The following is a 12,855-nucleotide window of genomic DNA, read 5'->3' on the forward strand; positions in this document are numbered from 1 at the left end:
CCTCAGGGTCATGCAACCGACGACACAGAGCGATATCGAAATTGCCGAAGAAATGGCCGAAGCTGCGCGTGAGGCCATACTTCCCTTTTTTCGTCAAACAAATCTGGAAACCGCGAACAAGCTGGCCGACGGGTTCGACCCGGTCACAGTGGCGGATCGTGCGGCTGAACAGGCGATGCGGGACGTTCTGGCGCGGCGGCGCCCGGATGACGGTGTGCTGGGCGAGGAGTTCGGCGCGCATACGGGCACCAGTGGCCGCACCTGGGTACTGGACCCCATCGATGGGACCCGAGGGTTTATCAGCGGCACGCCAACCTGGGGTGTTCTGATTGCGCTGAGTGATCAGGACGGGCCTTTTATGGGTGTGATCGACCAGCCGTACATCGGAGAGCGCTTTGTCGGATCGTCTTCCGGTGCTCACATGACCGGTCCGCAGGGCACCAGAAGAATGCGAACGCGCGATACCAGGGCGCTGGATCAGGCGACCTTGTTTACCACGTTCCCCGAAGTTGGAACCCCGAAGGACCGCGCAGGGTTTCAGGCGGTGTCCGAGCAGGTGCAGCTGACGCGCTATGGAATGGATTGCTATGCCTATGCGCTTCTGGCTGCCGGGCAGGCGGATTTGGTGATCGAGGCGGGCTTGAACTCCTATGATATCCAAGCGCCGATTGCCGTTATTCAGGCGGCCGGCGGTATCGTGACCGATTGGCAGGGCGGCCCCGCACATCAAGGCGGCCGGGCGCTGGCTGCTGCAAACGCTGACCTTCACGCCGCAGCGCTTGAGATACTCCGCCAATTCTGAATTCTGTTGCCCGGCGCATCAAAGGCAACTAAACCGGTGATGGCCGGTTCTTGCGCCCGTTTTCCACCGGCCGACGCACTTCTTGCATGAGACGGGCAGATGCAGGAGCGCGATATGACGGAAATCCTACTCAAGAATGCTGATCTGATCCTGACGATGGACGAGTCCCGGCAGGAATTGTCCAAGGCCGATATTTTGGTCCGCGACGGGCAGATTGCCCGGATCGGGCAGGGACTGGAAACACAGGGTGAGGTGCATGATGTTTCGGGCTGTCTGGTGACGCCCGGCCTGGTGAATACCCACCATCATCTTTACCAAACCCTGACAAGGGCGGTGCCGGGCGGGCAGGATGCGTTGCTGTTTGGGTGGCTGCAAACGCTCTATCCGATCTGGTCGCGTTTCGGGCCGGAGGAAATGTTCACCTCAGCCCAGATCGGTTTGGCCGAACTGGCGCTGTCGGGGTGCACGCTCAGTTCCGATCACCTTTACCTCTATCCCAACGGCGCGCGGCTTGAGGATACGATCGCGGCCGCGTCCGAGCTGGGGATGCGGTTTCATCCGACACGCGGCGCGATGAGCATCGGCGAGACCGACGGGGGCCTGCCGCCGGACCATCTGGTGGAAAAAGAGGCCGCTATTCTGGACGACATGGTACGTGTCGTGGATGCGTTTCACGACCCGTCGGAGGGGTCCATGTGCCGCGTTGGCCTTGCCCCGTGTTCACCGTTTTCCGTCAGCCGGGATCTGATGCGCGATGCGGCGTTGCTGGCGCGGGACAAGGGCGTGATGCTGCATACCCATCTGGCCGAGAATGATGAGGATATCGCCTATTCGCAGGCGCAATTCGGCTGCCGCCCGGGCCAATATGCCGAGGAACTGGGCTGGACCGGCCCGGATGTCTGGCACGCCCATTGCGTCAAGTTGGACGGGGCCGAGATTGATCTGTTCTCGCGCTCGGAAACAGGCGTGGCCCATTGCCCCTGTTCGAATTGCCGCCTCGGATCGGGTATCGCACCGGTGCGGGCGATGCGCGATGCGGGTGTCAAGGTTGGCCTCGGCGCGGATGGATCGGCCAGCAATGACAATGGCAACCTCATGCTTGAGGCGCGCCAGGCCATGTTGCTGCAACGGGTCGCCAATGGTGCAGATGCCATGTCGGCCCGCGAAGCGCTTGAGATCGCGACGCGCGGCGGAGCGGATGTGTTGGGACGTCCCGATTGTGGACGGCTGATGCCCGGAAAACGTGCCGATATAGCGGTGTGGGATACCCGCTGCATCGAAAGCGCGGGCAGTTGGGATCCGGCGGCGCTGCTTCTGGCGGGGCCGATGTCTGTGAAACACCTGTTCGTCGAAGGCCGCCAGATCGTACGTGACGGGCACATAACGACCATCGACCTGCCCCGCGTGATCGAACGCCAGAACACGCTTGCCCGGGCGTTGCAGGCCTAAGTCGCCTGCTGTCCGCCGATCCAGACCTCTGCCACGGCGCGATCATCGCCCATCATGATGGTTGGGAAGATCGCTTCCCAAACGTCTTCTGCATGGGCCTCGCGCTGGGCGATGGCGGGGGTCGAGGCGAGGTCGATCACGACCAGATCCGCCTCCATCCCCTGAGCGATGTTGCCGATGCAGTCGTCCATACGCAGGCTTCGGGCCGATCCGACCGTGCCCAACCACAGCAATTGCGCCGGATGCAGGGGACGGCCGCGCAATTGGCCGATCTCATAGGCGGCGGCCATGGTGCGCAGCATCGAAAAGCTGGACCCGCCGCCGGTATCCGTGGCCAGACCGATCCGGTGGCCATCATGGATCAGCCCGTTCATGTCAAACAATCCTGATCCGATGAAGGTGTTCGACGTGGGGCAATGGATCAAAGAAGCATCGACCTCGCGCAGCCGATCCCGTTCCCGGTCTTCCAGATGGATGACATGGCCATACAGGCCGTTCTGGCCCAACAGGCCGAATTTCTCGTAGGTATCCAGATAATCCCTTGCATCATGGAACAGCGATCGAACCCATTCGATTTCATCCGTTTGCTCGCTCAGGTGGGTTTGCATAAGACAATGGGGATGCTCGGCCCAAAGCGCGCCCATGGCCTCGAGCTGTTCCGGGGTTGAAGTCGGTGAAAAGCGCGGCGTGATCGCATAGGACAAGCGGTCGACGCGATGCCATTTTTCCAGCAGGGCGGCGGATTGGTCATAAGCCGTCTGCGCGGTGTCGCGCAGACCTTCGGGCGCGTTCCGGTCCATGCAGGTCTTGCCGGCGACGACACGCTGCCCACGCTGTTGCGCCGCGGTGAAAAAGGCATCCACGCTTTCAGGGTGAATCGTGCAAAAACTGCACATGGTCGTGGTGCCGTGGGCGGTCGTCAGGTCCAGATACCGATTGGCGATCTTGGTCGCATAGTCGAAATCGCCGAACTTCATCTCTTCCGGGAAGGTGTAGGTGTTCAGCCAGTCGATCAGCCGTTTGCCCCAGCTGGCGATCATCGCCGTCTGTGGATAATGCACATGCGGATCGACGAACCCAGCCATGATCAGGCGCGTTCCGTGATCCTTCGTGACTGCGTCAGGATGGGCTTTTTTCAGCGCATCGGCGGTGCCGACCTCTGCAATTCGCCCGTGTTCGATCACGACCGCTTCGTCCAGCCGGGTCGCCTCGGTCGGCTCTCCGTCGAAGGGTGATCCTGTGAAACTCAGAACACGCCCCTTCAAAAGCGTCTTTTGCGCCATTTTCCCTGTTCTCCACCTGTTTGGAACCGCACACCAGCATAGGCGGACGAAAGAAGTGGGTAAATCGGCGCATTGTCATTGTTTTCCGGTAGCTGCTTCTTCTATTTAGGGGCCAATCGCAAAAAGGGGCAGAGCATGACGACAGGCAGAGACGAAGCCGGACACGATCAGCCCCGGGATGAAGACGCCTATGCGTTGGACCCCAAGGCAGTTGCGGCGATCCTGTACGCGGTGGATATAGACGACCGCGACAAGCTGGTTGAGTTGATGGAGCCGCTGCACTCGGCCGACATTGCAGACCTTCTTGAACAGATCAATCCGTTTGACCGGGCGCGCCTGATCCGCCTGTACGACAAAGAGTTCGACGGCGACATCCTGTCTGAACTGGATGAATCGGTTCGTGAAGAGGTGATCTCGCTTCTGAACCCGGATGTTCTGGCCGAAGCTGTGCGCGAGATGGAAAGCGACGATGTCGTTGACCTGCTGGAAGACCTCGAGGAACCGCAGCAGGAAACCATTCTGGATGCATTGGAGGATTCCGAAAGGATCGCAGCCGAGCAGGCACTGTCCTACCCCGAGAACTCGGCCGGTCGTCTCATGCAGCGGGAAGTCGTCATGGCGCCCGAACATTGGAGCGTTGGGCAAGCCATCGACTTCATGCGCGCCAATGATGATTTGCCCGAACAGTTCTATCACGTCGTTCTGGTCGATCCGCGCCTGAAACCGGTTGCTCAGGTGACGTTGGGCAAGCTTATGGCGGCGCGGCGTGAAGTGCCGCTGATTGATCTGGCAGAAGAAGAGTTTCACATCATCCCCGTCGATCAGGATGAGGAAGACGTGGCTTATGCCTTCAACCAGTATCACCTGATCTCGGCCCCGGTGGTGGATGCGGATGGCCGTTTGGTCGGTGTCATCACCATTGACGACGCGATGGTCGTTCTGGATGAAGAACACGAAGAGGACATCCTGCGTCTTGCCGGCGTAGGCGACGAAAGCTCGTTGTCCGACAGTGTGGCGGCAACCAGCCGGCGAAGGTTGCCCTGGTTGGCTGTGAACCTGTGCACGGCGATCTGTGCTTCTTTGGTGATTTCGCAATTCGAGGCGGCGATTGATCAACTGGTCGCGCTGGCCATCCTGATGCCGATCGTTGCGTCAATGGGGGGCAATGCGGGAACACAATCGCTCACCGTGGCGGTGCGTGCGCTGGCGACGCGCGACCTGACAAATTCAAACGTGATGCGTGTGATCAGGCGGGAACTGCTGGTGGGGATGTTGAACGGGCTCTGTTTTGCCATCGTGTTGGGGACCGTGGGGATGCTGTGGTTCGATTCCCCGCTGCTGGGTGTCGTGATCGGGGCGGCCTTGGTCGTGAATATGATCATCGCCGGGTTCGCAGGTACGGTAGTACCTGTCTTGCTGGACCGCTTGGGCATCGACCCTGCGCTGGCATCGGGAACCTTTGTGACAACCACGACGGATGTCATGGGTTTCTTCATATTTCTTGGGCTTGCCAGCGTGGTGCTACTGTGACCGATCTGACTGAAATCAAAGCCGCAGCGCGCAAAGCGGCCTTTGCCCGCCGCAAGGCCGCGTTTGATGCCCGCCTGCCGGGTGCAGCCGGGCGCTTGTCCGAGGTTCTGGCAGGACATCGCGGCGTGCCCCTGTCAGGATACATGCCGATCCGGACCGAGATCGACCCGGTGCCCGCGATGGCCGAAGCATCGGCTTATGGCCCGGTGGGTGTGCCTGTCATCCAGGCAGCCGGTCAGCCGCTGAAGTTCTCTCGCTGGACGCCGGACGGTGTGCTCAAGGATGGCCCGTTCGGTGCAAAAGTGCCCCAGGTGGATGACTATTTCGACCCCGAAATTCTGATCGTGCCGCTGGTCGCCTTCGACGCAAATGGTGGTCGCCTGGGGTATGGCGGCGGGTTTTATGACCGAACGCTGGAAGGCTTGCGCGCCAAACGCCCGACGCTTGCCATCGGGTATGCTTTTGATGCGCAAGAGGCTGCGGACCTGCCGCTCGAGCCAACCGACCAACCGCTGGATATGGTTGTCACGGAAAGCCGCGTGCTGACCTTCTAGCTGCTACTGTTCGAAATGGCTGCGCAAATAGTCCCAGGCATCCACCTCGGTGCCGTCCTTCAGGATGCAGACGCCATAGACACTGCCGTCTTCGTTTTTACGAAGCTGGTAGGTCCCGTCGTTTTCAATGCAAAAGGTCGCGGCGGGATTGGGCATGGATGTCTTGGTGCCTTCGGCAGCGGCAGCAGTTGCAGCCAAAAGGCAGCCGGTCAGAACAATTGACGACTTCACGCAGAATTCCTTCTGTATTCAAGAGACGTATCGAAACATTGCCACGGCAGAATTTGATTTCAACCCCCAAGTCTGCCGTTAATTTCACGCTTCCGCCTTGTTATTGCCCAGTACAGCCCCTACGACCCGGATCATGAGGATTCTGTTTCTTGGTGATGTCATGGGGCGCGCGGGACGCGCTGCCGTTCAGCAGCATTTGCCGCGCCTGCGCGACGAATGGCGGCTGGATTTTGTCGTGGTCAATGGCGAAAACGCGTCGAACGGCATGGGGCTGAGCGGAGATCACGCCAGGCTGTTGCTCGACGCCGGAGCGGATTGCCTGACGCTGGGCGATCATGCGTTCGACCAGAAAGACATGCTGCAATTCATCGAGAAGGAACAGCGCATCATACGACCCGTCAATTTCGCCAAAGGCGCGCCGGGGCGGGGTCATCGGCTGTTCACGGCGCCGGGGGGGCGCAAGGTTCTGGTGGTTCAGGTGCTGGGTCAGGTCTTTATGAAACGCCCGTTCGACGATCCGTTCTCGGCTATCGAACCGATCCTGAAATCTCATCCCAGAGGCGGGCAGGCGCAGGCGATCATCGTGGACATGCATTGCGAGGCCACGTCCGAAAAGATGGCGATGGGGCACTACTGCGACAAACGTGCAAGCCTTGTGGTGGGAACGCATACCCATGTCCCGACGGCGGATTCCCAGATTCTGCCGGGTGGCACCGCGTATTTGACCGATGCGGGCATGTGCGGAGATTACGATTCGGTCATCGGCATGGACAAGCAGGAGCCCATGCGACGGTTCATCACCGGCATGCCCAAGGCGCGCTTTACTCCTGCAAACGGCGAGGCCACACTGAGCGGCGTGTTCGTGGAAACCGATGATCGTGACGGACAGGCTAAAACCGTGCGTATGGTGCGCGTCGGAGGGCGCCTGGAACAAGCCGGGCCCGAATAGTCATCGTCAGGCTTGCTCTGTCGAGCGCAATGCGTGAAACTGCATGTCATCAGGCGCTTGGGCCCGGGTTCGGACAGAATACCACGAATGAATTTCCTTTCACTGACAGACACAGGAAGCGCGGTTCTGGCGCTGGTCATCGTTGCGGGCATGTTCATCATGTTCCTGCGCGAGGTTTATCCGACCGAGGTCGTGGCCATTGGCGGTGTCTCACTGATGCTTGTAACCGGCATTCTGCCCTATCAAAACGCGCTTGCAGTTCTGTCCAACCCGGCACCCTGGACGATTGCCGCGATGTTCATCATCATGGGTGCTTTGGTGCGGACCGGAGCCCTGGATTCGTTCACCTCGACCGCGCAAAAGCAGGCTCAGGTGAATCCGCGTATCGCCATCGCATTGCTCATGGGGTTTGTCGTGCTGGCCTCGGCGGTGGTTTCGAATACGCCAGTGGTCGTGGTGATGATACCGGTCTTTGTGCAAATCGCCCGCACCCTGAATGTTCCCGCGTCCAAATTGCTGATTCCGCTGAGTTATGCGGCTATTCTGGGCGGCACGCTGACATTGATCGGCACGTCTACCAACCTGCTGGTCGATGGTGTGGCCCGCGCGCAGGGGATGAAACCCTTTACGATTTTCGAAGTCACGCCGCTGGGGATTGCGCTGGTGATCTACGGCATGATCTATTTGCGGTTCATCGCGCCCAAACTGTTGCCCGAGCGGGACAGCATGGCGTCGCTGCTCAGTGATCGGTCCAAGATGAAGTTCTTTACCGAGGCCGTCATTCCGCCGGACAGCAACCTGATCGGGCGCGAAGTGACCGGCGTGCAGTTGTTCAAACGCCCCGGCGTGCGCCTGATCGATGTCATCCGGGGGGATGAGTCGTTGCGGCGCAACCTGAAAGGCGTCGAACTTAAGGTCGGCGACCGGGTGGTTCTACGCACCGAGATGACCGAACTTCTGAGCCTTCAGCGCAACAGGGAACTCAAACGTGTGGATCAGGTATCGGCCGTTGAAACCAAGACGGTTGAGGTGTTGATCACGCCCGGATGCCGTCTGGTGGGTCGGACCCTTGGGATGATGCGGCTTCGGCGTCGTTATGGAGTTTACGTCCTGGCGGTGCACCGTCGCAACCAGAATATCGGCCGTCAGCTGGATGACTTGGTGGTCAGGGTAGGGGATACGCTGCTTTTGGAAGGTGCCCCGGCGGATATCCAGCGGCTGGCGGCGGAAATGGACATGGTGGACGTCACCCAGCCATCGGCTCGTGCCTTCCGTCGCAGCCATGCGCCGATTGCGATTGGGGCACTTGTAGGGATTGTTGCCCTTGCCGCGCTGGGCATTGCTCCCATCCTGTTGTTGTCGATCGTGGCCTGCGCCGTGGTTCTGCTGACCCGCTGTATCGATGCGGATGAGGCGTTTTCTTTTGTGGAAGGTCGCCTGTTGGCGTTGATCTTCGCGATGCTGGGCATAGGGGCTGCGCTTGACAGCTCGGGCGCGGTTTCTCTGATCGTCGAGGCCGTTGCGCCGGGGCTCAGTGTCTTGCCGCCATTCCTCATTATCTGGGCGATTTACCTGCTGACCTCGGTTCTGACGGAACTGGTTTCCAACAACGCCGTGGCGGTTGTGGTCACCCCGATCGCCATCGGTTTGGCGCAGGCGGTCGGAATAGATCCGCGCCCACTGGTCGTCGCGGTCATGGTGGCGGCTTCGGCATCTTTTGCTACTCCGATCGGATACCAGACGAACATGATGGTCTATGGCCCCGGAGGCTACAGGTTCACCGACTTCATGAAGGTGGGTGTGCCGCTGAACCTGACGGTCGGATTGTTGGCGTCTCTGCTGATCCCGTTGATCTGGCCGTTATGACATCGGCACAGATTTGCCGCTTTATCCGCGGTGTACTTGTAAATGTCGGATGAACAGCAATCTTTTGTAGAAATATTACTTTAAGGGGTACTGCCATGCTGACATTCGGCCGCACCATGTTTCCTGCGGTTGCTTTCGCCACCGTTTTGAGCGGCGCATCGCTTGCCGGAACCGTCGAGGGAACAGCAACCTACCGAGAGCGTATTGCGCTTCCGCCTGACACGACCTTGTTCGTCGAGCTTCAGGATATCTCATTGGCGGATGCGCCGGCCGAAACGCTTGCCGCGCAGAGATATGCCCTGACCGGTGTGCCGGCGCAGTTCGAACTGACTTATGATGACGCATTGATTCAGGACGGGCGCAGATACGCCGTGCGTGCTTCGGTCATGCAGGGGCAAAAGCTGTTGTTCACCACCGATACCGTTTATCCGGTACTGACACATGGGGCCGAGAATTCTGCTGACCTGCTGATGATACAGGTGCAACACCAAGGTGCCGCGATGCTGGAAAACACCGAATGGGTCGCTTCGGGCCTCAATGGTGCGGCTGTCGAGACAGAGAAACGACCTGAACTTGCTTTTGGGCAGGGCGGGGCATTTTCAGGCAGCGGCGGTTGCAACCGGTTCAGTGGCCAGGCCGAGATTTCTGACAATCGGATTGCGTTCCCCGACAATATGGCAGCAACGCTCATGGCTTGCCCACCCCCGATGGATGAGGTCGAGCGGCAGTTTCTCAAGGCGATGCAAAGTGTCACGACCTTCGCGATGCAAGGCAACGCGCTGGCCTTGCTGGATGCTCAGGGTGAGCCGGTGATCAAAATGATGCGCAAGTAATAGGGCAGGGCTGTCACGCGATGGCCCTCGATCGCCCGGCGTTGCGACCCGAAAAGATGCAGCCGCCCAGGAAGGTTCCCTCAAGCGCGTTGTAACCGTGATAACCACCGCCACCGAATCCGGCGACTTCGCCGGCCGCGAACAGGCCCGGCACAACCTGACCATCGGTGCCAATCATCTGACTGTCCAGATTGGTCTGCAAACCGCCCAGTGTCTTGCGGGTCAGCACGTGCAGCTTGACCGCGATCAGCGGGCCATTCCTGGGGTCCAGGAACTTGTGCGGTTTGGCGGTGCGGATCAGCTTGTCGCCGCGATAGTTGCGCGCCGCCAGGATCGCCATCATCTGCGCATCTTTTGAGAACGGATTGTCCACCTGTGAATCCCGTGCTTCGATCTGGGCGCGCAGATGCGCCTCGTCGATCAGACCCCCGCCCAGATGGTTCATGCCGCTCACCAGTTCGGTCAACGTGTTGGCGACGACGAAATCCTCGCCCTTTTCCTTGAACGCCTCGACCGGTCCGGTGGCTTTCGACCCCGACAGGATGCGCTGCCGGATCACTTCCTTCCAGCTGCCTGACGTGAAATCGGGGTTCTGTTCAGACCCGGACAGGGCGAATTCTTTCTTGATGACCTTCTGTGTCAGGACGAACCAACTGTATTCATAGCCGGTGTTCAGGATTTCGCGCAGGGTGCCCAGCGTGTCGAACCCGGGCAGGCAGGGGGGCTGCAACCGGTTTCCGCGCGCGTCGAACCACATCGAGCTGGGGCCGGGCAGGATGCGAATGCCATGGTCGGGCCAGATCGGATCCCAGTTGCGCACGCCTTCGGTGTAATGCCACATGCGGTCGCCGTTGATGACATGGCCACCGGCCTTTTCGCTGATGGCGATCATCCGACCATCCACATGGAAGGGCACACCCGCCACCATGTCCTTGGGCGGTTCGCCCAGGCGGTCGCGGGGCCAATTCTGGCGCACCATTTCGAAATTGCCACCAATCCCGCCCGAGGTGACGATGACCGACGGTGCATAGACCTCGAACTCGCCCACCTCGTCACGGTTGGTCTTGGCGCCGCGCGGGGCCGCGTCATCGGCCAGAACCTCGCCCGAGACGCCCTTGGCCTCGCCGTTCTGCATGATGATATGGCTGACCTGATGGCGGAACTTCAGCTGGATCAGACCGGCGCTGACATGGGCGCGGACCCGACGGATGAAGTGTTCCAGCACGCCGGGTCCGGTGCCCCAGGTGATGTGAAAGCGCGGGACGGAATTGCCATGCCCGTTTGCATAAGACCCGCCACGTTCAGCCCAGCCCACGACCGGAAACCAGCGCAGGCCCATGTCATGCAGCCAGGGGCGCATTTCACCGGCGGCGAACTCGATATAGGCCTCGGCCCATTTGCGGGGCCAGGTGTCTACTTCGCGGTCAAACTGCGCGCTTCCCATCCAGTCGCGCAATGCCAGATCGTGGCTGTCGCGGATACCCATGCGACGTTGTTCCGGCGTGTCGACCATGAACAGGCCACCCAGGCTCCAGAAGGCCTGACCGCCCAGAAAACCTTCTGGTTCCTGATCGAGTAATATTACCTTTTTGCCTCGGTCGCCCAGTTCGGCTGCGGTGGCCAATCCGGCCAGACCAGCACCGATTACGATCGCATCAGCAGTGTTGTTTGTCATAACGGTCCTTTCAGCGCCTGCGGAACCAGACAAGAAACGGCAGAACCACGGCGTACATCGTAATGCCATAAACCGCCGAGGGCAGGGCCAGCGGGCTGAACCCGCTTTCGGTATTCGTGATCAGCGCCGCCAGTGTAATGCCCAGCGTGGAGTTTTGAATTCCGGTTTCGATCGAGATCGTCTTGCACTCATTCCAGGACAGGTTTGATATCCGCGCCAGTCCCAGCCCGATGAACAGCAGGGCGATATTCAAAGAAATCAAGCCTGCGCCCATGATGCCAAGATTGTCGACGAACAATTGCCAGTTCCCGGCCAGTGCCGCGGCAACGATCAGCACGAACAAAACGGTCGCGAGCGTCGACAATCCCGGCTCTACGCGGTTTGCAAACCCTGTTGCAAAGTTGCGAACTCCGACCCCGATGCCCACGGGAAGCGTTGTTATCAGAAACAATGCAACAGCCAGCCCGGTGATCGAAACCTCGGGGGCTTCGTCGCCCATGAAATGCGCGATCGACCACGCGGCCAGTATTGGCACGGTCACCATCGACAAAAGGCTGATCACGGCGGTCAGGCTGACCGAAAGTGCGACATCGGCTTTGGCGAGCTTGGAGAGGATGTTGCTGGTTACGCCGCCCGGGCAAAAACTGAGCAGCATGAAACCAACCGCGATCTCGGGGGGCAATGCAAAGATTGTGACCGTCACGAAGGCCGCGACTGGCAAGAGAACAATCTGGCTTGCCGCCCCGATGGCAAAGGCGCGTCGCCGGCTCAGGACACGACGGAAGTCTGCCACCTCCAGCCCGATGCCAAGAGACAACATGATAATGGCAAGCGACACCGGCAAGCCGACATTCAAAAGCAAATCCAAGGACAACTCCTCCCAAAGTTGCGTCAGATCAGCCTATGCGAGGGGGCAAGGCGCAGGCAACCGCGCCGTTGGGTCATTCGTGTCGTCGGACGAACCGGCGCAGGATCTCGCCCGGCTGCGTGACATCGGCCGAATGGCAGTGGTCGATCAGTTTTTGCGCGTCTTCAGGCGGGAAATAGCCGTGATTCTTGTAGATATTGATGCGCTGTTCAAAATCCCTGGCGTCGGCTTCGGGGTGGAACTGCGTGGCGTATACGTTCTGCCCCCAACGGATCATCTGGAACGGGCAGGGGTCTGACGCGACAAGGTGAACGCATCCTTTCGGCAGAGCCTGAACCGCTTCCTTGTGGCCAACGAAAGCGTCGAAGGTTGGTTCCAACCCGGCGGTCAACGGATCCCGCTGCCCTTCCGGGGTCAAATGGCACGTGGATGGCCCAACGGGTTCGCCATACCGGGCCTTGCTGACGTCGCCGCCCAGATACGCCGCCAGAATGCCAAGGCCATAGCAGCAGCCCATGAACGGGTGATCTTGTGCGATGATCTGCGGCATCAACCCCATGATCGCAGCCTCGATCCGGGCATCCAGCGGGGATTTGGTCGCCGGGTCGTCACTGACGCATCCCGGTCCGCCGCCTACGATGATACCGGCATAGTCCGTGACATCCAACCCTTCTGGCAGGTCGTCGCAATCCAAACGGATGCGATGCGTCTGTTCAGGAGACAACCCGCTCCGGTTCAGGATCGAGGCATATTCGGCATCGGACGCATCTGTTTCGGGGCGCAGTTGCAGGATCAAAAACGGTTTCATACGCAGC

General features: G+C 60.0%; 12 protein-coding genes. 7 read left to right on the plus strand and 5 right to left on the minus strand.

The genetic code is table 11. From position 1 onward, the window contains the following. Positions 1-10: 10 nt before the first annotated feature. Positions 11-802, plus strand: a complete 792-nt coding sequence (gene hisN, locus GS612_RS03140; RefSeq protein WP_171329555.1) for a histidinol-phosphatase — start codon at positions 11-13, stop codon at positions 800-802. Positions 803-916: 114 nt separating this feature from the next. Beyond that, a complete protein-coding gene (locus tag GS612_RS03145; RefSeq protein WP_171639057.1) occupies positions 917-2,251 on the plus strand; it encodes an 8-oxoguanine deaminase in 1,335 nt (444 codons plus the stop codon). On the opposite strand, the gene guaD is transcribed toward GS612_RS03145, so the two are convergent. Beyond that, positions 2,248-3,534 (minus strand): guanine deaminase, encoded by a 1,287-nt coding sequence (guaD, locus tag GS612_RS03150; RefSeq protein WP_171639058.1) that lies wholly within the window; start codon positions 3,532-3,534, stop codon positions 2,248-2,250. The genes GS612_RS03145 and guaD overlap by 4 nt on opposite strands. Positions 3,535-3,669: 135 nt before the next feature. Between guaD and mgtE the strand changes: the two genes are divergently transcribed. Both mgtE and GS612_RS03160 read left to right on the plus strand, forming a co-directional pair. Continuing rightward, a complete protein-coding gene (gene mgtE, locus GS612_RS03155) occupies positions 3,670-5,064 on the plus strand; it encodes a magnesium transporter (protein WP_171227837.1) in 1,395 nt (464 codons plus the stop codon). After that, positions 5,061-5,618, plus strand: coding sequence for a 5-formyltetrahydrofolate cyclo-ligase (locus tag GS612_RS03160; protein WP_171639059.1), 558 nt, complete (start codon positions 5,061-5,063; stop codon positions 5,616-5,618). The genes mgtE and GS612_RS03160 overlap by 4 nt, the downstream gene beginning before the upstream one ends. A gap of 3 nt (positions 5,619-5,621) precedes the next feature. Here GS612_RS03160 and GS612_RS03165 read toward each other — a convergent pair whose 3' ends face one another. Then, positions 5,622-5,849 carry a DUF333 domain-containing protein gene (locus tag GS612_RS03165; protein ID WP_224853568.1) on the minus strand — a complete coding sequence of 76 codons (228 nt, stop codon included), beginning with the start codon at positions 5,847-5,849 and terminating at the stop codon, positions 5,622-5,624. A 133-nt stretch (positions 5,850-5,982) separates the two neighbouring features. Between GS612_RS03165 and GS612_RS03170 the strand changes: the two genes are divergently transcribed. The 3 genes from GS612_RS03170 to GS612_RS03180 all read left to right on the plus strand — a co-directional run bounded on the left by GS612_RS03170 (position 5,983) and on the right by GS612_RS03180 (position 9,497). Next, entirely contained in the window at positions 5,983-6,798 is an 816-nt protein-coding gene (locus tag GS612_RS03170) for a TIGR00282 family metallophosphoesterase (protein ID WP_171329562.1), read from the plus strand. Between the two features lie 87 nt (positions 6,799-6,885). Continuing rightward, positions 6,886-8,664 (plus strand): SLC13 family permease, encoded by a 1,779-nt coding sequence (locus GS612_RS03175; protein WP_171231204.1) that lies wholly within the window; start codon positions 6,886-6,888, stop codon positions 8,662-8,664. Between the two features lie 95 nt (positions 8,665-8,759). Beyond that, positions 8,760-9,497 (plus strand): YbaY family lipoprotein, encoded by a 738-nt coding sequence (locus GS612_RS03180; protein ID WP_253282401.1) that lies wholly within the window; start codon positions 8,760-8,762, stop codon positions 9,495-9,497. Between the two features lie 13 nt (positions 9,498-9,510). Here the strand turns inward: GS612_RS03180 and GS612_RS03185 are convergent, their stop codons facing one another. The 3 genes from GS612_RS03185 to GS612_RS03195 all read right to left on the minus strand — a co-directional run bounded on the left by GS612_RS03185 (position 9,511) and on the right by GS612_RS03195 (position 12,848). Continuing rightward, complete coding sequence (locus GS612_RS03185) at positions 9,511-11,172, minus strand: FAD-binding dehydrogenase (protein WP_171639060.1); 1,662 nt, start codon at positions 11,170-11,172, stop codon at positions 9,511-9,513. A gap of 10 nt (positions 11,173-11,182) precedes the next feature. Then, positions 11,183-12,040: a bile acid:sodium symporter family protein gene (locus GS612_RS03190; RefSeq protein WP_152458740.1), complete on the minus strand. Its 858-nt coding sequence runs from the start codon at positions 12,038-12,040 to the stop codon at positions 11,183-11,185. A gap of 73 nt (positions 12,041-12,113) precedes the next feature. Then, positions 12,114-12,848, minus strand: a complete 735-nt coding sequence (locus GS612_RS03195) for a glutamine amidotransferase (protein WP_171639061.1) — start codon at positions 12,846-12,848, stop codon at positions 12,114-12,116. Between the last annotated feature and the right edge of the window lie 7 nt (positions 12,849-12,855).

Source organism: Ruegeria sp. HKCCD6157, assembly GCF_013110685.1.
Classification (GTDB): Bacteria; Pseudomonadota; Alphaproteobacteria; order Rhodobacterales; family Rhodobacteraceae; genus Ruegeria.